The following is a 25372-nucleotide window of genomic DNA, read 5'->3' as shown; positions in this document are numbered from 1 at the left end:
ATAGCTTCTGAAAGTAAGAAAAATTTGAGTAAAAGAACAAAAAATAGTTTAATTAATCTTACAACGGCAAATGCTGTAATTTGTTTAAAAACTATTTAACAATTAACAAAAATCTGTGAAAATACAAGAAAATAAAATTAAAGTCGGTGATTTTGAATGGTTTTATCGGGAAATATTACCTCCCCAAGAGAATAATAAAGTTCCAGTAATTTTATTACATGGTTTATTCTCTCAAAGTTTTAGTTGGTTGGAAATAATGCCTAGTTTAGCAGAATATGGCTATCGTGCGATCGCACCTGATTGGTTAGGATGGGGATTTTCAGACATCCCAGAAAAAAGAGAATTTGGCTACAAACCAGATAATTTTATTGAGGCTTTAAAAGATTTTATTGAAACGTTAGAATTAGAAAAAGTATCCTTAATTATTCAAGGTTTTCTAGGAACAATTGGCATTCAATACGCTCTTAAATATCCCGAAAAAATAGACCATTTAGTAATATTAAATGCCCCCATTACGACTGAGGCAAAATTACCTTGGCAGATTGCCCAATGCGGATTTCCCCTTTTGGGAGATATGGTAACACAAGATCCCTTAATTGTCGATCGCACCTTAGAAAAAGGTTCAGGATTTGTTATTTCTGATAATAATTTGGCCTTATATAGAAAACCCATTGTTACCTCATCCGCCGCAGGAAGAATGTTAGTAACTATAGTCAAAAATTTACAATTAAAACAAACAACAAAAGAAATAGAAACAGCTTTAAAAACATGGGAAAAACCTTGTTTAATTATTTGGGGAAATGAAGATCCTTGGTTAGAAATTGAGTCTGTAGAAAACTTAGTTAAAACAAATAATAAACTAAAATTAACACCATTACCAGAAGCAAAACACTATCCTCAAGAACATTTTTCCGAAGAAATATCACCTTTGATAATCAATTTTTTAGGTAGTAGAAAATAAGCCCTAAATTTATCAAGAAAAATAGATTTTTATAATCTATAACTAGATATTGATTGTTTCAAGATTTTATTATTGTTACTTAAAATCTGCAAGTCAAAAATCTCCCTAATCCCCCAATGCCCTAACACCCCATTATCATTTATTTCTTGTCTGGAGTAACAGGCACTTGTACAATACTCAAAAGAATATTAACTTATAGACAAAAATACTATTGAAAAATATGGAACATAAGGGTGCAACAATTTGGTTTACTGGTTTGAGTGGTGCGGGTAAAACAACCATTAGTAAACAAGTAGAGGCAAAATTAAGAGAACAAGGTTATAAAATAGAAGTACTTGATGGTGACATTGTACGTACTAATTTAACCAAAGGATTGGGATTCAGTAAAGAAGATAGAGACGAAAATATCCGCCGTATAGGTTTTGTTTCTCAACTATTAACCCGTAATGGTGTAATCGTAATTGTTTCTGCTATTTCTCCCTATCGTGCTATCAGAGAAGAAGTTAGGGCTAAAATAGGTAACTTTGTTGAAGTTTTCGTAAATGCACCTCTTGCCGTCTGTGAAGATAGGGATGTTAAAGGATTGTATAAAAAAGCCCGCGCAGGTGAAATCAAGATGTTTACTGGTATCAGTGACCCTTATGAACCTCCTACTAATCCTGAAATTGAGTGTCGCACAGATCTTGAAGAATTAGACGAAAGCGTTAACAAAGTTTTACAAGGTTTAGAAAAATTAGGTTATCTTTCTCAACCAGTTAGTGCTTAAGAGTCAATAAATTTGTAAACACAAAATTTGACAATAGCTTAGGAATTAGGGTGTTAGGTAAATACTATTAAGGGTTGAGAATAAAACAATGAATATCATTAACTTGATTTTGCAAAACCCATGGCTATTGGGGATTACTATTAATACAATATTACTAGCGATCGCACTTTTGCTCCCCAAAAAGTTACTAACAGTTATGGGTTATCTCAATGCTTGGATTTTAGGAGTAGTTGTCTGGGGTTGTCTTCAATGGCAGGGGTATCTTGTCGTTATGTTCTATTTTTTAGTAGGCTCTGGTATTACTAAAGTAGGCATGGCACAGAAAATGGCGGAAGGAATTGCCGAAAAAAGAGAAGGAGTAAGGAGTGTAGAAAATGTATGGGGCAGTGCTTTGATTGCCTTTGTGTGTGCTTTAGGTTATGGTTTCACCGATTCTGGGGGTGATTTTTTTCTCATCGCTTATGTAGCTAGTTTTGCTACTAAGTTATCCGATACCTGCGCGAGTGAAATTGGTAAAGCATACGGTAAACGCACTTTTTTAATTACTACTTTACAGCCAGTGGCTAGAGGCACAGAAGGGGCAATTAGTTTAGAAGGTACGATAGCTGGTATAATTGCTAGTGGTGCGATCGCACTTTTAGGTTATCTTACTAATTTAATCAATCCGATTGGTATTGTTATATGTCTTATCTCAGCTTTCATCGCTACTAACCTAGAAAGCGTTATCGGGGCAACTTTACAGGAAAAAATAGATTGGTTAACCAATGAAATTGTCAATATTATTAATACTTTTCTGGGTGCAGTTATTGCCACTATGTTATTGTTTCTTTATCATGTCACCTTTACCTAATTATTAAAGATTCACCTCAATTCTCCTTTTCTTTCCCAAGATCATAATGGTAAAATGGTAAAGATGAAAAAATAATAATTGATAAATTTAGTTTATTATTGCTTTTTTATTTAACTCATAAAATTATAATAACTATCTAACTAATTTCTAAAAATATAAAAAACTATTAGTCATTATTCAAAATTGAATCTTGAATTAGAGATAGTAGCAATTATCTTAAAAATAATATTTAAAAATAATAAATAATCAACAATGAATGAATTAGAAACCCTTAAAGATAAATTTACTAAAACTTCTGATAAAAATAAAATAGCTTTAATCGATGAGATTGTTGAAAAAGGAGAAGAAAATTACCAATTTTTAAGAGATTTTTTATTATCTAATCCAGAAGAAATATCACCACTAAAAGGAAAAATATATCAAGTATTAAAACATAGTAATAATTCAGAAAATGAGACCTTTTTAAATCAACATTTTCCTCAAGGAATCGTTCAATTATCCTCAGAAAAGAATATTGATTACAGTGAATTACAAATATTATTGATAGGAAAAAAATATCAAGAAGCAGATACTTTAACCAGAGTAAAACTTTGTGAATTAGCTGGAGAAACAGCCATTAGAAGGAAATGGGTATATTTCACAGAAGTAGAAAAATTCTCAGAAACGGATTTGTTAACGATTGATACTCTTTGGCAAACCTACTCTGAAGGCAAATTTGGTTATCAAATTCAACGTCAATTATGGTTATCTTTAGGCAAAGATTATAGTCAACTTTGGACTAAATTAAAATGGAAAAGCGGTAATAAATGGACAAAATATCCTCAAGAATTCATTTGGGATTTATCTGCACCCATCGGGCATTTACCCTTATCCAATCAACTCCGGGGTGTAAGAGTTATGGATGCTTTACTTTCTCATCCTGCATGGCAAAAATAAATTATTATGGCTCTCTTACTTTGGATATGATAAATTATCCCTAAAACAAGTATCAGGTTACAGGTGTGAGGGTTTTGGGGGATTTGGGTTTTGAGGTGTTGGGGTATTAGAGGGAAGTTAATTAAAAACTTTTGCCTTTTGCCCTACCCCTATTTCAGTGAGATAAAGGGGGATTTACCCTTTTGTCATCATGACGGAGAAAATTTATCCTGCACTCAGGTTACATTAACCTAATTTTGAGTTAACCCTTGGGCTACTTGTTTAGCAAAATAGGTTAAGATTAAATCCGCACCTGCCCTTTTCATACTGATAAGAGTTTCTAACACAACTTTATCTTCGTCTATCCAACCTTGTTGACTGGCCGCTTTAATCATGGCATACTCGCCACTAACGTTATAGGCAACTACGGGTAAATTAGTATAATCTCGCACCCGTCTAATAATATCTAAATAGGCTAAAGCCGGTTTTACCATTACCATGTCTGCACCTTCTTTGATGTCTAAAGCCACTTCTTTAATGGCTTCTTTCCTGTTAGCATAATCCATTTGATAGGTTTTTTTATCTCCAAATTGGGGGGCAGATTCTAAAGCATCCCGAAATGGTCCATAATAAGCTGAGGCGTATTTTGCTGAGTAGGCGAGGATTCCTGTATTTATCCACCCTTCTTTATCTAATGCCTGTCTAATTGCTCCAATTCTACCATCCATCATATCCGAAGGGGCAACCATATCCGCTCCTGCTTCGGCGTGAGATAATGCCATTTTTACCAATACTTCTACGGTTTCGTCATTCAATATCTCTCCATCTTTAACGATACCATCATGACCATAAATAGAGTAAGGATCAAGGGCAATATCGGTAATTAACGTTATTTGGGGAATTTCGGTTTTAATGGCTTTTACTGTACGTTGTACTAATCCTTCTGGATTATAGCTCTCTTTTCCTTCGTTATCCTTTTTATTTTCTTCTATTAAAGGAAAAAGTGAGATCGCACCGATACCTAATTCATAAATTTCTTGTACTTCCTTTAATAATAAGTCAAGGGAATAGCGATAACAACTAGGCATGGAGGGGATTTCTTGTTTGATGTTTTCTCCTTCCATGACAAAGATAGGATAAATTAAATCATTCACCGTGAGATGATTCTCTTGCACCATTGATCGTAGTGCTTCTGTGCGACGTAAACGACGAGGACGATATAACAGCATTTTAATAAAATGATAATCATTATCATAAAATATTAACAGAATGAAGACAATTTTTGACCATAAAAACGATTGAAAGAAATTTTCTTAAGAATGATAAAGTATTAAAAGTATTTAAAATTACCTAAAATCTATTATTTAGCGACTAAAATAATCAACAAAAAATGCTTATTAAACTTACTAAAAATCAACAAAAAATATTGCAAATACTAAAATCTATTAATCAAGAAATTACAGCACAAGAATTATATATAAAATTAAGAGAAAGTAAGTTAAAAATAGGTTTGGCAACGGTTTACAGAACTCTTAAAACTTTACATCTCAAGGGATTTGTTCAAGAAAGAAATCGTTTAAACGGCGAATCTCTATATTCTTTAATTAGTGACAATCACCATCACACACATCATTTTAATTGTATTAATTGTGGAGAGTCTTTTCTTTTAAAGCAGAAACTATGTCCCGTAGATGATATGTTTAATCAGTGGTGTTCTTCTCAAAACTTTAAGTTGTACTATCACACTTTGGAGTTTTTTGGAATTTGTGAAGCCTGTCAGGAAAAAGAATTCTCTTAAATTACTCGTTATTATTTCCAGAAACATCAACATCTACTGCTTTCACGTCAATTGTACCGGGTGGAGTTTCTCTTATAAACTTTCCAGACTCTACTCGGAGAGATTCGCCACAATTAGGACAACGACAATCAGTATTATTAAAGCCAGTAAAAGTATAGTTACAGACAGGGCATGAATCCTCTACTAAATTTCTTTTTAACCACCAACGAAAACCCCAAAAAGCAATAACAGGACTAATAATTAAAAAAGCGATGAGAATTAAAAAGCTGTTAACAACCCATTGTAAACCCACTGCTCCCAATAATAGGCTAACTATTACTAAGGTGAGTAAGCAACCCAGTCCAGAGTCATTAACATTAATTATTCTGTTGTTAAAGTTCGGTTTCACTAAAATTTATTCCCCGTACTTTAAAAAAATATACTCCCTCCACTTTAGCATTATCTGCTGAAATCGGAAATAAAAAAGGGCAAAGACAATGAGTAATGGGTAACGATGCACACGGTAAGAGGCAACCTGCAACCGTCAAACCTACCCTTATCCGATATTCTAAAACCGAACTGAGGTCAAATAACCTTTGACACTTATGTTAAAAAAGATTAATAATTAGATTTGTGAAAACCGATAATTGACATAAAATGCAGCCAACTGATCCAAATAAGTTTACTGAAATTGCTTGGGATGCGATCGTGCGATCGCAGGAGATTTGTAAGGAGTTAAAAAACCAGAATTTGGAAGTAGAACATTTGCTCCTTGCCTTACTAGCAGAAGATACCATCGCTGTACAAATATTCCAAAAGGCGAATGTGGAAATTAATAGGTTGCAAAAACAATTACAAACCTTTGCCACCCGTCAACCGAGAATGTATAGCGTGGATCAGTTATACTTAGGTCGTAGTTTGGATTTAATGCTCGATCGCGCCGAGAATTGTCGGATTAGTTGGCAGGATGAATATATCGGTGTTTCTCACTTATTGGTTGCCTTTGCAGATGATCAAAGAATCGGTAAAAAAACCTTACGCAGTTTCAACCTCGATCCCCAAGACTTTGAACAGAAAGTAAGAGATTTCAAAGTTAAAATCGAGAAAATGGAAGCAGAAACGGAAGAAAAGACCGAAAAAACCGAATCTGAACCATCTTTAACTAAATTTGGACGAGATTTGACGGAAGAAGCCAGAGCAGGAAAACTTGATCCCGTTATCGGTAGGGATGAAGAAGTGCGTAGAGTCATTCAAGTATTGTCCAGACGTTCCAAAAATAACCCTGTCTTGATTGGTGAACCGGGGGTGGGAAAAACTGCGATCGCCGAGGGGTTAGCCCAAAGAATCGTTAACGGTGATGTACCAGATTCCCTCAAAGATAGACAACTAATTTCCCTTGATATGGGTAGTTTAATCGCAGGGGCGAAATATCGGGGACAATTTGAAGAAAGATTGAGGGGTGTGTTAAAAGAAGTCATCAACTCCGATGGACAAATTATTTTATTTATCGATGAATTACACACCGTAGTCGGTGCAGGTTCACGGGAAGGAGGAGCGATGGATGCTGGAAACCTCCTCAAACCCATGTTAGCAAGGGGAGAATTGCGTTGTATTGGGGCGAGTACCCTTGATGAGTATAGGAAACACATCGAAAAAGATCCAGCCCTTGAAAGGCGTTTTCAGCAAGTTTATATCAAGCAACCTAGTGTTGAGGATACCATCTCTATTTTAAGGGGTTTAAAAGAGCGTTACGAAGTCCATCACGGGGTGAAAATCAACGATTCTGCTTTGGTGGCGGCGGCAACTTTATCCCATCGTTATATAACAGGGCGTTTTTTACCTGATAAAGCCATTGATTTAGTGGATGAGGCGGCGGCTAAATTAAAGATGGAAATTACCTCTAAACCCGTTGAATTGGAAAACCTCGATCGCCGTTTGATGCAGTTAGAGATGGAAAAACTGTCTTTATCTGGAGAGGAGAAAACCGATAAAGCTACCCTTGAAAGCCTCGATCGCATTTCCAAAGAAATAGAGGAATTGAAGGAGAAACAGAGGGAATTGTCATCTCAATGGCAAATCGAGAAAGAATTTTTAGACGAAATTAACGCCCTCAAAGAAGAAGAAGAAGAATTGCGTTTGCAAGTAGAACAGGCAGAAAGGGCTTATGATCTAAATACTGCCGCCCAACTCAAATATGGCAAACTAGAGACTTTACAACAAGACATCGAAGCAAAAGAGGCGAAATTAATCGAAATTCAATCCCAAGACAATGCCATGTTGAGGGAAGATGTCACCGAAGCGGATATAGCAGAAATCGTGGCAGGATGGACTGGAATCCCCCTTAATCGCCTTTTAGAAACCGAAAGACAAAAACTCCTCGAATTAGAATCCCATCTTCATGAAAGAGTGATCGGACAAACCGAGGCGGTATCCATCGTTTCAGCAGCCATTAGACGCGCGAGGGCGGGTATGAAAGACCCCAATCGCCCGATCGGGTCATTTTTGTTCATGGGACCTACAGGGGTCGGAAAAACCGAATTAGCAAGGGCTTTAGCAGGTTTCTTGTTTGACTCTGAAGACGCAATGGTCAGAATTGATATGTCAGAGTACATGGAGAAACACGCAGTTTCCCGTCTCATTGGCGCACCGCCGGGGTATGTAGGCTATGAAGAAGGAGGGCAATTATCGGAGGCAATACGCCGTCGCCCTTATTCAGTGGTATTGTTAGACGAGGTGGAAAAAGCCCATCGGGATGTGTTTAACATTCTTTTACAGGTGTTAGACGATGGTAGAATTACCGACAGTCAGGGGCGTTTAGTGGATTTCCGCAATACGATTATTGTGATGACATCAAATATAGGTAGTGAATACATCCTCAAATTAGCAGGGGATGATAACAACTATGAACCGATGAAAGATAAGGTATTAGTGGCATTAAGAAAGCATTTTCGCCCTGAGTTTCTTAACCGCATTGACGATTTAATTATATTTCATGGCTTGAAGAAAGAGGAGTTAAGGCATATTGTTACTTTACAACTCAAACGCCTTGAGAATCTGTTGAGTGAACAAAGAATTGCCATTGAGTTAACCCCAGAGGCACAGGATTACATTGTAAATGTGGGGTATGATCCTATCTATGGTGCACGCCCTTTAAAACGAGCAATACAGAGGGAATTAGAAAATCCTTTGGCTACGAAAATCTTAGAAATGACTTTTACGGAAGGGGATACGGTGTTAGTTAGTTTTGAGAAAGATCATTTAGTATTTAGTAAGAAAGAGGAGAAAAGTAATGAGTAATCAGTAACGAGTAATAGGTATTGTTTCATTAATCCACAATTCAGTTTACAAAAAAAAATGAGTGAGTTTGAATCGAAAATAGTATTAATTTCTCCTGTACGTAATGAGGAACACTATCTGGAAAAAACAATCGAATCCGTTGCAAATCAAAAATTAACCCCCAAAGAATGGCTAATCGTCGATGATGGTTCAACGGATAAAACTTCAGAAATCTTACAAAAAGCCGCTGAAAAATATTCATGGATCCACGTTATTACAAAACCAGATCGAGGTAAACGTTCTGTAGGACCAGGTGTTGTAGAAGCCTTTTACTATGGTTATGAAAGATTAAAAACAAAAGATTATGATTTTATTGGCAAGTTAGATGGAGATTTAGAGTTTAAACCAGAGTATTTTTCCAGTTTATTAGCATATTTTCGAGAAGATCCCCATTTAGGCTCTGCTAGTGGAAAATCATACTTATTAGAAGATGGTAAACTTACTTTAGAAAGAATGGCAGACGAGATGGTAGCCGGACAAATTAATTTCTATCGTCGTCAATGTTTTGAAGATATTGGGGGGTTAGTAAGAGAAGTTCACTGGGATGGCATTGCTTTTCATCGGGCGAGAATGAAGGGATGGCGAACTCGTAGTATTAATGATCCGAATTTAATGTTTATCCATCAACGGTTAATGGGTTCATCTGAAAAAGGGATTATTGAAGGAAGATTAAGATGGGGAAAAGGACAATATTTTATGGGTACACACCCTTTGTATATATTCGCCATTGGTTTATACCGAATGTGGGAAAAACCTTATGTCATTGGTGGGATTTTAATTGTTGTGGGATACTTTAAAGCAATGTTGGATAAAATGCCTCGTTATGAAGATCCTGAATTTCGTAGATCTCTCCACGCATGGCAAATGGCAAGATTGGGATTAGGAAAAACCTTAGAAACAATAGAGTTGTTGCAAAATAACAAAAAAAACGTCTGAAAACTTTACTGGGTATAAGTTGTAGCCATTGAGGCTAGAAGTGTTTGTAAATCTTATATACCAAGGATTTCAAGCATTTTAAGACATTATTTCACAACAAGTCTAATATCTAAAATTTAGGTAAACTAAAACCTATTTAAATTGCTTCTTCCCCTTTTTCTATCTTAACTAACAATTTATCATACTCAAAGTAGAAGAGCCAAAATAATTAAAAGGTAAAGGTTGTTCTGATAGTACCTATATAGATGGGATCATTTCTGCCACTATTTTGATTAGGTGCGGCCAAAACGATTAAGCCCGGGGTTAATGTAATATTATCCGTTAGGGGATATTTGTAAGAAACCTCTACGTGTAAGGGAGTATCGTTGACTAAACGAGGATTTTGAGGCACATCTAAACCTCCTAAATAGGGTTCAGCACCAACAATAATCGCTCCCATGCTTCCTTCTTTTCCTAAGTCTGGAAAGGCTAAAGCAAGGGCATAGTTCCAAATTTCTCCTTCACCTAAGCCGATTAGTTTAGCAGAAGTATAGCCCCCCCAAGCTCGAAGACTGAAATTAGGAGTAATATCAAATTGACCTTGTAAGCCATAGGAATTGCTAGAAATTGGACGGTTAGGAACTCCTAAACCTGTTAATTGTAAGTTTGCAAATCTTGTACCCGTACCGCCAAAGGAAAATGCAGAACCGACTCCGTTAGGATCATAACCGTTTAAATAGCTAAAACCAAATTTAATTCTGTCAGTAGGTTTATAGACTAATTGTCCCATGGCGGAGTAATTACCATTGAATAAGCCTCGCCCCTCAGAAGGGTCATTTCCTCCTCTTGCCAAATAACCTGCGGATAGTTCAAAATTTGTGCCTAGTTTGTATCGGAAACCTACCCCTTGACCACCTAAACCAAGACGATATAAGGGGTTTCTTTCTGCGAATCGAGATAATGCACCATTTGCTCCTCCTCCTGCTTCTAAACCGGGGTTAAAGGTGTCTGCATAGAAGTGATGTCCTCCTAAACTTGCCATAACAAACATTCTGAGATTGTTGTTAACGGGAAAGTAGTAATGAAGACGATCAATTGTAACATCATTGTTTAACTGTCCATCATAAGCAAAACGCCCTTCATCGGTAAAGGTTTGACGTGCAAAAGATGGTCCTAAATTACCCGCCGTCAAACGAGTGAGTAACATATCTTTACCTGTAAAACTGGTGGTTAACTGAAGTCTTACCCTAGTAGTTAAAACAGTCTGAGTGTCTAAATCGTCGCTAATACCAGTATTTGGATTAGTAACTTTGTCCCCAAAGGCTTGAGCAAGGGTAAAAGCAACTTCCCCCCCTAGTTTGGTGGTGGTAGAAAATTGATGATCTTCTAAAAATGCTACTCTGCCTTCGAGGTTGTCAACTCTTGTACCGAGGGCGGCTAATTCTGTTTCAAATTCTCCCATCAGGCGTTTGAGGGTTTCTATATCTTCTTTTAAGACGCTTTCACTTTGGGCAATAAGTCTTTCCATCTGTTGCATACAAGCGTTTAAACCTGCGGCAAATTCGTATCTACTTAAAGCCCTATTTCCTCGATAGGTGCGATCGGGATAGCCGACAATACAACCATAACGCTCAACCAAACTTCTTAAGGCTTCAAATGCCCAATCAGTGGGAGAAACATCTCTTAATTGCGACACAGAATTAATTTGTGCCATGGAATCTGCTTCATTGAAACTATATAGAGTTTCTTGGGCGATAGCAGGGGTTGCTAAGACACTTAAAACGGTGGCTAGGCAATAAATATTTTTTTTCGACATTGAAGACCTCACACCAGTGATTTAAGAAAAAATTAAGAAATAATTAAGAAAAGTATAAGAAGAAGTTTGGAAAAATTTGTGTTGCTCGATACCAATAATCGTCAGGTAATGCGGTTTATACATTCAGTTGATGTGATTAGGGAAAACGATATACTAGGACAGATAATTGGTTGTTCAACAATGGTTTTAAAAATGTGATTATGATCAAGGAAATTTTACAAATAGGTGAACCAGTTTTAAGAGAAATTGCACAAGAAGTTAAAGATGTTCACTGCCAAGAAATACAAAATATTATTGATGAGCTATTAGATTTAACTCTCAAGTCTCATGGTGTTGGTATTGCCGCCCCTCAAGTGGGAATGTCAAAAAGAATCATTGTTGTGGCTTCTCATCCCAATATTCGTTATCCTGACGCACCTTTTATGTCACCGTTTGCCATGATAAATCCTGTAATTGTTAATCATTCTCAGGAAATAGTGATAAAAGAAGAAGGATGTTTAAGTGTTAAGCAAAAAAGAGGTATGGTTGCCCGTTATCGAGATATAGAGGTAGAATATTTTACCCGTGATGGTCAATGGCATCGAAAACAATATAATAATTTTATCGCTAGAATTATTCAACATGAATTAGATCATCTTAATGGCATTCTTTTTGTGGATCATCTTCAAGAGGATTTGATGTCGGAGGCACAGCTAAAACTGGATAAATCTTTGGTATGAAATTTTCAGTTTTGAGTTATTTTTAGTCAACAATTTTAAGACTTATTGAAAACAAATAATGTTCATTAAAAAATCTTTTGCTTTTCTTTGCTTGTGCTTTTTCTTAGTTAGTTGTCAGGGTCAAAGTCAACCTCCTCAAGAAGTTAATGATAATGAGACTAATAGGGAAGTAGAACAAGGTTTAGTTCTTTATAATTCTACCATTGAACAATCTAATGCTGATGGTAATACTCTTTGGAGAATTAGTACCGAAAAAGCAATTTATGCTCAGGATAATCAAAGTGCAAAAATAGAGGAAATAGTAGGTAACTTATTTGAAAATAATGAGATTATTTTGAAGGTAAAAGCTGATAGAGGAGAGGTGACAAAAGAGGGAAAAGAAATTTTTTTAGAGGGAAATATTTTAGTTATTGATCCTCGAAATAAAGCTGAATTTAGAGGAGAAGAAGTGGTTTGGAAACCAGAGGATAATTTTTTGGTTGTAACAGGAAAAGATAAAATTAAGGCTAGTCATGAAAAATTAATAGTGACGGCAAAGGAAGGAATATATAATACGAAAAACCAAGTTTTAGAGTTAAGTCAAGATGTTTTCGCAACTACTAATAAACCAACTTTACAATTAACTACGGAACATTTATATTGGCGAATCCCTCAAGATAAAGTGATTGGTAATAAGCCTTTAAATATGATTCGTTTTGATGAAAAAATTATCACGGATAAACTAAATAGCCAACAAGTAGAAGTTGATTTGAATAATAGCGTAGCCGTCATAAGTGGTGATGTGGAATATCAATCGATTAAGCCTTCTCTTCAAGCGGCAACAACTCGTGTTGTTTGGTATTACGGCGATCGCATCATGGAATCCAATCAACCAACTAAGTTGATACAACCAGATAAAGGAACAACTTTAACTGCCAATTTTGTTAAATTTAATTTAGAGGAAAATCAGGTTTATTTACAAGAAGGAATTTACGGAGAAACTAAAGATAAAGAGTCAGAAATTTATGCAGATAAAATGGTTTGGAATGTAGATAATGAGGAAATTAATGCAGAGGGAAATGTTTATTATCGTCAATTAAATCCAGATTTAAACTTAAAAGGTATTAAAGCATGGGGTAATCTTAGAGATAAAAATATTACTGTCCAAGGAGATAATAGTACCAGAGTGATTACCAATATTTATCCCGAAGAATAATTTTTTTGTAGTTTATTTTAAGTGTAAAAATTATGAAATTATCTCGAATTTCTTTACTAATATTAGCTGTTTTTTTTGGTTACAGCTACTTCACTAATCCCAATGAACAAAAGTTTAATGAATTTATTACTGAAAATACCCAAGCCTCATTAAAAGACCAAATTTGTAATACTAATAAGTCAGAGGATATATTAAGTAGTTTAAAAAGTCTAACTTGTAACTTTGTAGCTGATCAAAGTTCAGGTGCGATCGAGCAATTTTTATCAGAAAATACCATCAGAAATAACTATCTTATTTTTAGTATTTATCAAGTTAAAACTCCTGTATATAAAAGCCAAACTTTAGGAATATTTAATCAATTTTTTTTACTTTATCAATCCTCTCCCATAGACAGCAAAAATAAAAATTAAAATATAGTAACAAAAAATAACAGGATTAATTTTGATGTTTTCTTAATAAAAATTGATTTGTATTTTAAATTTGATTAACATTTAATATGTCTAATATTAAGTTCAGATGATCAGTTACAATTAAGATTATTACATCTATTCAAAATAATGTGGTAATTTTTATAATTATCGCACATTTGTAATTTTTATGATTTATTAATAATAGTTAAAATTAGGTGGTTTTTGATGTCTCTACATAAGAATTAAAAGGATAATGAGCTGATAAATGTTAATAGTTAACTCTCTATGACACAAGCATCCTCACAACCGCAACCGATTAATCCTATTGGTAGTATTCCCAACATCTCTAATGCAGTTTTAGCGAAAGATAGTAAAGACACTTCTCATGTTATCTGGAATCAGAATGGCTATATCTATCACGCAATTTATAACAATAATCTCAATCAGTGGATAGGAGGAGAAACCATTGCGAATATTCCTAGTGGATTTAACTTAAAACTCGCTAAAAGCGGTAGTGGAATGCAGGCAACTTGGGTTTCAGGGCAAGGTAATGAAAAAGAGGCTTATTATTCCATTGGCACTGTAGATGCTTTTGGTCGTTGGAATTGGAGTACACCCAACCAGTTGTCAAATGACGAAGTGGCGGATCAAGGTTTAGCAACGATCGCCCTTGATGATGAAAATGTTTTAGTAGTAACTCAAAAATCAGATAAAAATAACCCAGATGCTGATACGGATTTGTATTCTTACATTATTTCATCACAACCTCAAGACCTAACTTATAATTATGACAGCGATCGCCCTTTTGTAGCCAAAACCTTAAAAGTAGAAAATTCCACAAATAACTCTGATGGTTCATTTTCTTTTGATGCCCCTTTTAATGGAACTTTTAGTAGCACATATAAAATAGAACTGGAACCCTTGGAGGGTCTGGAAGAGTATAAAAATGAATTAGAAATTGTCTTGTCTGCCATAGGTAGTGTGAATGCTGTAACGGGAAGTCCCTCAGAAGAATCTGAGTTAGAAGTTGAAATATCACTTTTTAATGAGATTATTAACATAAAAGGGCTATTAGAAGCTGGCTTTACCTTTGGAATATCAGACGATGGAGAGCAAAACTGGGATGCGGTGGAGTTAGGAGGGGAATTAGAAGCAACACTTCTTTTGAAAATACCTGTTTATACGGTTAGCGTTGAACCTTTAGGACAAGCCACAGTTAGTATTGAGGTAAATTTTCAACTTGAATGGGAATTTTCGGAAAATCTCGCATCTTTCGCCCAAGAGTCAAATCCTTTGACTGATATTATTCAGCTAGTCAATCAAAACGGAGAACCAGCAACTTCTAGTGATGATCCTTCTGAATTAACAGTGTCGATGAATATAGACCAATTCTTCAGTTATCTGTTTGAAAATTTATCAAGCACCACGCAGACAGAAGATTTTGAGCAGTCTTTAACATTTTTAGCTGGATTGGGTATTGATGGGGATATTACTTTATTTGACGGTGGTATCGAAGCTGACCTTTCGGGATTGGTTAATGCGAACATAGAGGTCGAACCCAATCAAAGTTTATTAGGTTTGCAAGAAATATTTAACTATAGTTTTAGTATTGGACCATTTAAGGTCAGTGGTAGTATTGAATTTGATGAGAATTTCGGAGCAACCCAAAGTAATAGTAATTTCTTCTATGACCCCATTCGGGGAACAACTACAGATTATGGCTCTAGTGCGGTGTTAGGAGATAGCGATCTTACCAATGATGGAGTTCCAGTATTAGCATTAGGGGATAACAACGAAACCTTAATGGCTTTTGTCAAAGATGCTCCCAATGAAACTAAGGATTTGACTAATGTGGTGGTATCTCAATATATTGATGGAGAGTGGCAACCAGCTCAGAAAATCCCCGGCAGTAGTGGTATTAATTCTAATCCTCTTATCGAATTTGATCCCCAAAATCAACCCGTGGTGATTTGGACGAATGCCAATGCGGATTCTGTTACTAATATTCCGCCCGGAGAAGTTTATATTTTTCTCGGTTCTCAGCAATATAATCAAGGGGATGAGTACAACCCCTATGATCTGGGCGATGTTTCAACTTTCAATTTCATGAGTATTATTCAAATTGTGGGGGGTGAATTATTAGATCAAACAGGTTGGTCAGTAAGTGGGGCGGGAGATGTCAACGGAGATGGTTTGGATGACTTTATTATTGGTGCACCTAATGCTAAATCTCAAAATGGCAAGGCTTATGTAATGTTTGGTCAACACTGGGACGGATTTACCAGTATTATATTTGATGTTGATAATTTCGATGGAACTAATGGTTTTGCCTTAGAAGGTGATAACCTCTCTCAAGCTGGATTTAGTGTTTTTGGAGCGGATATAAATGGGGATGGCTATGGAGATCTCATTATTGGTTCTCCCAGTGCCTTATCAAGCGTTAATAATGAACAAGTAGAAACAGGAAAAGTCTATGTACTTTACGGCAAAGACACCACACAATCACCATTTGAGTCTGCGATTAAACTCAATGATATTGGCAATTCTCAGGGCGGATTTCAGATTAAAACTAAAGAATATCCTCAAGGAAACATCGGCACTCAGGTGGGAAGTTTTGGGGATGTCAATGATGATGGTTACAACGATATAATCATTAGCTCTCCTGGATTAAATGGTGGTACTGGTCAAATAAATATTCTTTTTGGTTGGAATGAACGACCCGACACCATACTATTAGAGGAAATGGAAGCTAAATACTGGGGAAGAAACATTATTAACAGTCAAAGTGCGAATAATGGAGTGCAATCATCTTCCTTACAAACAGTAAGTTTAATTGGTGATGTTAACGGAGATCATATCACCGATTTTATTATTGGCTCGAATGGACAAGCATATTTAATTTTTGGTTCAAAGGATTTTAACACTGGAACAAACTTAGATTTAGCAAAATTAGAGCAAGGGCAAGGGGTCATTTTTCAAAGTGATAGCAATATTAGTTTAGCCACATTACAAGTAGGCTATGCTGGAGATATGAATGGAGATGGCATCAATGAGATTGTCTTAGGGGTAACTTCTACAACTATCAATAATCAAAATGTTCCTAGCCAATCATTTGTTGTGTTTGGTAGTGAATCTTTGGATAATGAGTTAACTTTTAATCTCGATAGTTTGGATGGAAGTAATGGTTTTTCTGTTCAAGGGGCGGGGGCTTCGGTTAATAGTGGGGATATAAATGGGGATTCTTATCGAGATTTAATTTTAGGAGCGCCAGAAACAACCGTTGACAATAACGTTAATGCCGGTGCTTCTTATATTATTTATGGAGACCCTTTTGGTTATGAGTGGACCAATGGAGTTGTCAATGTTAGCGAACTGCAAACAATAGGCAGTGAAAGAGGAATGACCATATTTGGTGCTGAATCTGATCAGGCTTTTGGTACTTCTGTCTCTGGTTTGGGAGATATTAACGGCGATGGGATTCAAGACTTTGCCATTGGTGCTCCCAATATTTTGAATATAGATGCTCTTCAAGAAGACGTACAAAATGGTAAGCTCAAATATTCTATCGGCACTTTAAATGACTCAGGAGAATATACTTGGGGTGACGCAACTCAAGTACCAGGAGTGGAAGGTATAGTTGGTAAAGCTACATCCTATCAAAAAAATTCAGGAGAATTAGTTATCGCTTGGATTTCTCCTAACTCTGAAGATGATAAACAAAAAATTTATGCCGCCATTTGGAATGGTAGCGAATGGGAAAACCCTGTTTTAGTAAATAGTGGTCCGATTAACCCTAATATTCCTCCGACTCTCCATGAAGTGGGCGATGAAAAAAATTTAATTTTAATGTGGACTCAGACGGTTAATGATCCCAATTCCCCTGATTCTAGTGGCGGATTTGACAGTAATGTTGTTTCTCGAATTCACTATAGTATCTTTGACCAAAAAACTGAGCAATGGAGTAATTCTTCTGTTTTAGAAGCAACATTAGATCCTCTTTTTGCCTATGGAAATAGTTCTACCGGTGTTAGTGGCAACACTATTTTAGCTATTCCTCAAAATAACAATGCCGTTAGTTTTATTGATGTGGAATCAGCACAAGCACCGGAAGATGACTCGGTAATGGTTTTTCAAATTAACCGTAGTGGTGATATTTCTCAACCTCTAACTTTAAACTATAAAACCCTAGATAGTACGGCTACTGAAGGTTCAGATTATGAAAAAGCCCAAGGGTTAATCACTTTTGCACCAGGTGAAACCACCAAAGAAATTACTGTTAACTTAATCAATGATGACTATTACGAAGGAAAACCAGAAACTTTCAGATTGATTTTAAATAGTGATAGTCTTCAAGCCTATCCTCTGGTAGGACAATATGCTGTTGACCAAAATGCTACCGTAGAAGCTACTGGTACAATTATTGATGATGAACCCACTGCCCTAAAATACATTGATGCTGGTTTTATCGTTAATGGTGAAAATGGTGGCAATGTAGGAGTTTCTCTCAGTTCAGCAGGAGATGTTAACAATGACGGTTATGATGATTTTTTAATCGGGGCAACAGGGGTTAATAATGGAGTCGTGTATCTTGTTTATGGTGCTGCGCAGGTTGATGTTACAGATGAAAACCTTAATTTAGACCAACTTGATGGCAATAATGGCACCATTCTTAATGGTACGGTCTCGGGTTTGCTGACAGGAAATAGTTTAGCTTACAGTGACAACAATTCTTTTATTGCCGTTGGTGCTCCTGGAGTTGCAACAAATCCTAATGCTAAACCGGGTCAAGTTTATACATTGTCTTACTCAAATATAGCAAAACAGGATTCTGTTGACTTAAACAGTGATAATAGTTTGGTTTTAAGTGCCGGGCAAGATGGGGATCAATTGGGAGATGCGATCGCAGTAGGAGATGTGAACGGAGATGGAGAAGATGACTTAGTCATTGGTGCTACTGGTAAAGGCTTAGTCTATGTCGTTTTTAATAAAGCATTGTCAGAAACAGGTACTTTTGCTCTTAATAATTTGAATGGAGATAATGGCTATATCTTAAAAAATGGAGATATTTCAACTGGTTTTTCCGTTGCAGTGGGGGATGTTAATAATGATAATATTGAAGATATTATTATCGGTGCACCCCAAACTAATGCGATAAAAAATAAATCAGGTTCAACTATTGGTAATGGTGGAGAAGTTTATGTGGTATTTGGGGGGGGAAGTGTCGGAAAAAACGGTGTTGTGGACTTATCCCAACTGGATGGTAGTAACGGTGTGCTGTTAAAGGGAGAGGCAACCATTATTTCTAATTCCGATAGTAATCCTGTTGAAAACATTCCTAGTAATCCTTATCCTGATGTGGCTTATACAGATCAAGCAGGAAGTAGTGTTTCATTAGCAGGAGATATTAATAATGACGGTTATCAAGATATAATTATTGGAGCTCCTACGGCATCTTTAAACCAAAATAGAAGCCTAGGAAAAGCCTATGTAGTGTTTGGTGGTGATAGTGATTACTGGAATAGAGTCGATGAAAATGGCTTTGATTTAACTACACTCAACAATAATACCGATAATTCTATATCAGGACTATTTTTGCAAGGGGTTGCTGACAAAGGAGGAGCAGGTTTTAGCGTTGCAGGAGCAGGAGATGTTAATCAAGATGGTATTGATGACTTATTAGTTGGCGCGCCTAATGCCTATGCTAATGCTGGACAAGGCTATATTTTGTTTGGTAGTAGTGAAATCACTGAATTGGGGGTCAATGGCAGTAATACTTTTCAGTTAGATTCACAACAAAATAACTCTCGTATTATGGATCTTAATGGTAATTTATTACCCGTTGATGTAAATAATGCTCAGATTAATTCTGGTTATACAGGTACGGTTATTAGTTCGGCAGGAGATGTGAATGGGGATAAAATCCCAGATATGTTAATTAGTGCTCCCAATAATGGTACTGATGGCAGTGACTTAACTAATACTTATATCTTATATGGTAAAGCATGGATGGGAGGAGGACAGAGTTTTGATTTAACCAAATTGCGAAGCTCTTTGGGTTTTATTATTCCTTTTGGGTCCCAAGTTAGTCCTTACTCTGTTAATAATGCTGGAGATGTAAACGGTGATGGTTACGATGATGTCTTAGTAGGAACTACAAGTGCTAATTTTAATTCCATTGGTAAATTAGTCTTTGGGGGAGCGGCCAATACTGTCCATACCAGCGTAGCTTTACTCAATGTTTATGAAGGTTATCCTTTCCCTTTATCTAACTATGTAAAGGGCGTTGGAGATATTAACGAAGATGGTTATGCCGATTTTGTTATCAATAATCTTTTAGCAACCAATTTGTTTTTTGGAAGTCCACAAATAACCAATCCCGTCGGAGAATATGATGATTATATGACATTGGTGAGTAATGACAATAATAATAACGGGGCTTTTTATCAACCAACAGTTTTTACCTCTGCCGATGGAATCGGAGACTTTAATGGGGATGGTTATAGTGACCTTATTGTAGGCAGTTTATTGACACAGGAAACCAATTCAGGAAATTATCAACTTAATACTACTTCTACAAATACCATCTTTTTAGGAGGGGAATCTTCTACTCTATCTTCGATCGAAATTATTGGTAATTTTCCTAATTTAGCTATCCAAGATGTTCATGAATTAAGTATTTCAGTTGCGGGAATTGGAGATGTAAATGGTGACGGTTATGATGATGTTGCTCTTTTCGGATTAAACAATTCTTCATCCTACGGATTTTATATTCTTTTTGGGAACAGTAGTCCATCACAAAGTATTAATCTTGATCAACTCAATGGTGATAATGGTGTTAAGGTTACCACAGGCAATATAGAAGACCCAAACACTCCAGTGCAAGGGGCCGGATATGGTGATTTTAATGGTGATGGCTATAATGACATTGCAATCAGTGTATATGAGTTTCAAGGAGCTATAGGTAATCAAAATAGAGTCTCTAAATTGACTTATATAATTTACGGGGGAGATCAATTTAATAATCTATCTAGTGGCACCCTTAGTCTGCCTTCGTCAACTCCTTTCACATCCTATGTAACTAATTTATCTATTGGTGAATCATTTGGTTCGGCAGAAACGGTCACATTAGCAAGTCCCGGAGATATAAATAGTGATGGTTATGACGATCTCATTATCGGTAATTCTCTCTATAATGCTAGTGGCACACCCTATGCCAATGTCTTTTTTGGCTCATCAAATGGATTGAATGGCGATAATGGATTTGAAATTCAAGGATTTGAGGTTAATTATTCAGGAATCCCGATAACCGCAGGTACACCCGTGGGAGGTGGCGGTGATGTCAACGGAGATGGCTTTGCTGATATGATGATGGGTTCAGATGTTAGCACTGCCAATAATGGTTATGCCCTCTATGGCGGTGATTTTACCGGAGAATTAACCCAACGAGGTACAGCCGATAATGACATATTGCAGGCAGATTATGTAGCTACATCAGATAATCCCGTGATTATGAATGCTTTAGAAGGAGATGATTATTTAGAAGCAGTGGGAGGCACCGTTGTGATGTACGGTGCTTTAGGAAACGATATTATTTCTATTGGTGACTTTAACTTCCATCGTATTGATGGTGGTAGTGGAGTTGATACCTTACTCCTTAATCCTTATCTTATCTCGGAAAAAACCCTAAACTTAAAGGATATTCCCAATAATTCCCTGAAAAATATCGAGGTAATTGATTTAGGAATTGATAACACTTTAGTAGTTAATACCAGAAGTGTTTATGACATCACAAATCAAGTTCTTTCTATTAACAATCAAAGTTATTCTCATGTTTTGACAGTAACAGGTTTAGCTGGTACAGTTCAAGCCGATGGAAATTGGATAAATCAAGGTACTTATACCGATTCTAACCAGAATACTTACAATATCTATACTTCACTTACTTCCACACTCTTAGTGGCAGATCAACTCAATTTTAATTTTGATAGTTCAACTAGAGTAATTATCAATGCTTCCTCTTTTTCTGATGGTGAAATTATCACTCCCCCCAATCCTGACACTGCGACAAAATTTATCGCAGATAATCGAGACAATATTTTTGAACCTAGTAGTGCTTCTGATTTGTTCAATCTTACTGGTGGAGGTACGAATACTATTCAAGGTACATTAGCCGAATTAAACGAGGATATTATAGAAGGATTCGATCGCACTGATAAAATTATCATCGAAGATAACATATTTAATGCAGATCAAGTGAAATTCTCTCTTGGCTCAGCTATTCTGGATATTGATAGCAATAACGATGGTAACACTGATTCTACTATTACTCTTGAAGGAGACTTCAGTAATGCCTTATTTATAATAGAGCAAGGAGAAAATGGTACAGAAATTAGTTATGATATTCTCAATACATCAATGTATCGTTTTCAAAATACAGATGTACCAAATGCCTATTTATTTGCAGGAGAAGTAGAAAGCCAAAATATTCGAGACAATTACCCGAACTTTATCGAAGAGGGATTTGCCTTTAATGTTGCCAATGAAGACGATAATTTAATGAAGATTAATCGCTTCCAAAATATGAATATACCCGGTGCTTATTTATTTGCAGGAGAAGTAGAAAGCCAAAATATTCGAGCAAATTATAGTAATTTCAAAGAGGAAGGTATTGCCTTTTATGCCGCCACTCCGGGTAGCAGTACAGGTGAATCTATCTATCGTTTTCAAAGTTTATTGAATCCGGGTAGTTATATCTTTGTCGGAAGTGAAGAAAGACAAAGCATTATTGATAATTACTCTAATGCCTTTGTAGAGGAGGGCATAGCTTTTGAAGTCATCAGCTAGGTGTATAACCCTTTTTTATTACTTCCCAATTTTAACTATTATTAAATATTTTCAAAGTACTTGGAAACTAAGGATTGAGTTATACTACAGAGTCAAATTTACCCATTTAAAGTTTTGATGGATTTTATCATATTAAATAACCTCAGTTCGGTTTAAGAATATCGGGTAAGGGTAGGTTTAAGGTTACAGATGTTAGGATGTTTAGGGGATGAGGGGGAAATAATTAATGAGTGATAAGTGTTCAGAGTTTTTAATTCTTAATTATCAACTATTTATCTTTGCCCTTTGCCCTTTTCGCCATCACTCATAGATGAAAATTCATCCCGAACTCAGGTTAAATATTATGAGAGTATCAATTAAGTAATGTTATGATATAGACTGATCCTATCATCATTAATTAACCATGTCTCATCAATGCCCTCGATGTCATAATACTAAAATCATCAAAAACGGTTTTGCTCGTGGTCAACAAAGGTTTAAATGTAAGCACTGTAACTATCAGTTCACCACTGATAAGATTGATCGAGGTAAACCTATGTGGATGAAACTAGAAACAGCAATTCTGTATTGCAGTGGAATGTCTATGAATTCGATCGCAAAGCTTCTCAATGTTTCTGCTCAGACTATTTTAAATTGGATTAGAGCTTTGGCACTAGAAAATTATGAAAAGCCTGAACCCTGCGAAGCGGTGGTTGTGGAACTAGATGAACTTTGGCATTTTATAGAGTCAAAAAAAACAAGTTATGGATCTGGAAAGCTTATGACCGTAATACTAACAGACTTATCGACTGGGAATTGGGAAAGCGTGATAGTGAAACCCTCAAAAAACTTTTAATTAGATTACTAAAATGGGATGTAACAGTCTACTGTACTGATGATTGGAAACCGTACCAAGAGTTATTATCTAAACATCCAGATGCGTATCATGTGATGACAAAAAGCGAAACTATAGCCATAGAAAGAAATAATTCCGATAATCGTCATTGGTTTGCTCGCTTTCATAGAAAAACAAAAGTAGTATCAAAATCAATAGAAATGGTGGATTTAACAATGGGACTATTTGCAAAATTTAGAGTAAATGGAACGATCGATTCGTTAATAAATCAAAGACTAACATTACTTAGTTGAAGCTCTCAATATTATTTCTAGGGATTGATATACAATAGTTATAGAATCTATCAAATTGCAAGTTTTTGCAGCGTTTGATAAAAGAGAGATGATGAATAGTCATTTTCCCCAATTCCCCAAACCCCTATCTCCTATCCACAATATTGCTGATTACTTATTTAATCATTACTCAACTAACTTTTCCAACTACCGTGAAGTCCATAGGGTATATGTTGTTTTAAGTGCAAAGTAGCTACAGGAGCAGAAATGTCTTTACCATCAAAAATAACTAAATCGGATTTATTACGACTGGAATCATAGATAAGATTAAATACCCAACCGTCATCTTCCGATTGAGGATTTGCTTTAGGTACAAAAACAGGTTCACCGGCAAAACCTTTCGGAGCAAAAGAATAGAATTGTTGTTCGTTAGTCTGTAAATCTAATTTGAGTAAGGCTTGTAAAGGAGCGTTATCTGTGGGATGATGAGCAGAACCAATAAACAGATAACGATAATCTCTGCCTACTTTATTGGGGTGAATGCTGGGAAATTCTACACAACGAGGATCAATTAATTTTTTCGTAACTTTACCATCTTGTAAGTTAAGTTGAAAACGCCATAGTTGACCCGGTGCTAGTTTATCGAAATCTACTTCTTTGTAGCTAGTATCTGGATCAATTTGACTTAGTTTAGCATAACAGATAGAGTCAACGACAATTTCCTGTTCATTTACTTCAAAGGCATTGGCATGATGAAAAATAAATCCGGCCTCCGTTTCCAAGGTAATCACATCTTTATGGGGTGCATTACGAGGGATAAGAATAATTTTGGTGGGTTGATTGTCTAAAAATTTTACGCATTCTCCTGCACCTCTCAAACCGAAAAGAAAAGGAAAGGGATTATAAGTAGTCGGATTCTGGAAAAAAATACAGTAGTTAGGAGTAATTACAAAATCGTGAATAAAAGAAAAACCGTCAATGATATGACTATATTTCTGTAATAATTTGCCTTTTTCATCCAATTCATAGATAGTAATGGTGCTAGAAAGTCCAGTTTTGACACCAAAATTAACTAAAGATGGTTTTCCATTGTTTAAACTAGAAGTAGGATCAATTCTAGGATGGGCAGAAAATACCTCTCCAGTCTCTAAAATGCCATCTAAGTTATCTAAGCCTACAGTTTCGAGATTTTCGGGATTAAGGTGATAAGGATGAGCGGCTTCCCACAAAGCAAGAAGTTTATCTCCCCAGTGAATAACATTAGTATTGGCGATATTCTTAATTTTGAGGTCAAATAAGTTAGCTAACCATCCCCCCGGTTTTTGGCTACCAAATACACCTCGGTAAAGCATTTTACCTGCTTTTTGTTCTTCTAAAAATTCTTTGGTTTTAACGAATCGATTACGAAAAAAACACTTACCTTCATTAAAAGTAAAAGCGGTAATCATACCATCACCATCAAAGGGATGTTGTAAAGGTGTTCCATATACATCTAAAAATCCAGGTCCATTGCGATATAGTGTACCTGATAATTCTTGGGGAATTTCTCCTTCTATATCTTCAACCCAATATTCTAATTCTTGTTTTTGAGATTCGTAACCTTTTCGCCAGTCTTCTAGGCTATATGGTTTTTGAATTGGTTTTTCTAGCTGTTGCATTGTTATATTCGTAAAATTACTTAATATTTCTTTACATACAGCTTATTATAACTAACAGCTAAATCAAGAATTAATTTCCCCCTAATACCCCAATAGCCCAATA

At 35.9% G+C, this 25372-nt stretch carries 16 protein-coding genes; 12 read left to right on the top strand and 4 right to left on the bottom strand.

Features of this window, described 5'->3' with window-relative positions:
• The first annotated feature begins 115 nt into the window (after positions 1–115).
• The 4 genes from Dongsha4_RS11295 (at position 116) to Dongsha4_RS11280 (ending at position 3513) form a co-directional block, all read left to right on the top strand.
• Positions 116–961 (top strand): alpha/beta fold hydrolase, encoded by an 846-nt coding sequence (locus Dongsha4_RS11295; RefSeq protein WP_330202489.1) that lies wholly within the window; start codon positions 116–118, stop codon positions 959–961.
• Between the two features lie 220 nt (positions 962–1181).
• On the top strand, positions 1182–1727 hold the full coding sequence (gene cysC, locus Dongsha4_RS11290; protein ID WP_330202488.1) for an adenylyl-sulfate kinase: 546 nt from the start codon (positions 1182–1184) through the stop codon (positions 1725–1727).
• 88 nt (positions 1728–1815) lie between these two features.
• Complete coding sequence (locus Dongsha4_RS11285) at positions 1816–2577, top strand: TIGR00297 family protein (protein ID WP_330202487.1); 762 nt, start codon at positions 1816–1818, stop codon at positions 2575–2577.
• 252 nt (positions 2578–2829) lie between these two features.
• Complete coding sequence (locus Dongsha4_RS11280) at positions 2830–3513, top strand: GUN4 N-terminal ARM-like repeat domain-containing protein (RefSeq protein ID WP_330202486.1); 684 nt, start codon at positions 2830–2832, stop codon at positions 3511–3513.
• Positions 3514–3743: 230 nt separating this feature from the next.
• Here Dongsha4_RS11280 and hemB read toward each other — a convergent pair whose 3' ends face one another.
• Positions 3744–4718 carry a porphobilinogen synthase gene (hemB, locus tag Dongsha4_RS11275; RefSeq protein ID WP_330205426.1) on the bottom strand — a complete coding sequence of 325 codons (975 nt, stop codon included), beginning with the start codon at positions 4716–4718 and terminating at the stop codon, positions 3744–3746.
• Positions 4719–4882: 164 nt separating this feature from the next.
• Between hemB and Dongsha4_RS11270 the strand changes: the two genes are divergently transcribed.
• Entirely contained in the window at positions 4883–5290 is a 408-nt protein-coding gene (locus tag Dongsha4_RS11270) for a Fur family transcriptional regulator (RefSeq protein WP_330202485.1), read from the top strand.
• Between the two features lies 1 nt (position 5291).
• On the opposite strand, the gene Dongsha4_RS11265 is transcribed toward Dongsha4_RS11270, so the two are convergent.
• Positions 5292–5678: a hypothetical protein gene (locus Dongsha4_RS11265; protein WP_330202484.1), complete on the bottom strand. Its 387-nt coding sequence runs from the start codon at positions 5676–5678 to the stop codon at positions 5292–5294.
• Positions 5679–5926: 248 nt separating this feature from the next.
• Between Dongsha4_RS11265 and clpB the strand changes: the two genes are divergently transcribed.
• A complete protein-coding gene (gene clpB, locus Dongsha4_RS11260; RefSeq protein ID WP_330202483.1) occupies positions 5927–8566 on the top strand; it encodes an ATP-dependent chaperone ClpB in 2640 nt (879 codons plus the stop codon).
• 57 nt (positions 8567–8623) lie between these two features.
• The gene (locus Dongsha4_RS11255; protein WP_330202482.1) at positions 8624–9541 is read left to right on the top strand and encodes a glycosyltransferase family A protein; all 918 of its coding nucleotides are present in this window, start codon (positions 8624–8626) and stop codon (positions 9539–9541) included.
• A gap of 208 nt (positions 9542–9749) precedes the next feature.
• On the opposite strand, the gene Dongsha4_RS11250 is transcribed toward Dongsha4_RS11255, so the two are convergent.
• Positions 9750–11336, bottom strand: a complete 1587-nt coding sequence (locus tag Dongsha4_RS11250; protein WP_330202481.1) for an iron uptake porin — start codon at positions 11334–11336, stop codon at positions 9750–9752.
• A 200-nt stretch (positions 11337–11536) separates the two neighbouring features.
• Between Dongsha4_RS11250 and def the strand changes: the two genes are divergently transcribed.
• The 5 genes from def (at position 11537) to Dongsha4_RS11225 (ending at position 23632) form a co-directional block, all read left to right on the top strand.
• Entirely contained in the window at positions 11537–12055 is a 519-nt protein-coding gene (gene def, locus Dongsha4_RS11245) for a peptide deformylase (RefSeq protein WP_330202480.1), read from the top strand.
• A gap of 58 nt (positions 12056–12113) precedes the next feature.
• The gene (gene lptC / locus Dongsha4_RS11240; protein ID WP_330202479.1) at positions 12114–13250 is read left to right on the top strand and encodes an LPS export ABC transporter periplasmic protein LptC; all 1137 of its coding nucleotides are present in this window, start codon (positions 12114–12116) and stop codon (positions 13248–13250) included.
• A 32-nt stretch (positions 13251–13282) separates the two neighbouring features.
• Complete coding sequence (locus tag Dongsha4_RS11235) at positions 13283–13660, top strand: DUF4359 domain-containing protein (RefSeq protein ID WP_330202478.1); 378 nt, start codon at positions 13283–13285, stop codon at positions 13658–13660.
• 285 nt (positions 13661–13945) lie between these two features.
• Positions 13946–22504: a Calx-beta domain-containing protein gene (locus tag Dongsha4_RS11230; RefSeq protein WP_330202477.1), complete on the top strand. Its 8559-nt coding sequence runs from the start codon at positions 13946–13948 to the stop codon at positions 22502–22504.
• Positions 22505–22907: 403 nt separating this feature from the next.
• Positions 22908–23632, top strand: a protein-coding gene (locus Dongsha4_RS11225; protein WP_330202302.1) for an IS1 family transposase whose coding sequence is annotated in 2 segments (ribosomal slippage) — positions 22908–23232 and positions 23232–23632 — 726 coding nt in all. Because the reading frame shifts where the segments join, the coding sequence is not laid out codon by codon here.
• Between the two features lie 173 nt (positions 23633–23805).
• On the opposite strand, the gene Dongsha4_RS11220 is transcribed toward Dongsha4_RS11225, so the two are convergent.
• A complete protein-coding gene (locus Dongsha4_RS11220; protein ID WP_330202476.1) occupies positions 23806–25269 on the bottom strand; it encodes a carotenoid oxygenase family protein in 1464 nt (487 codons plus the stop codon).
• Positions 25270–25372: the final 103 nt, after the last annotated feature.

It is taken from the genome of Cyanobacterium sp. Dongsha4 (assembly GCF_036345015.1).
Classification (GTDB): Bacteria; Cyanobacteriota; Cyanobacteriia; order Cyanobacteriales; family Cyanobacteriaceae; genus PCC-10605.
Note: the sequence above shows the minus strand (reverse complement) of the source record. Positions and strands in the feature narration are given on the sequence as shown.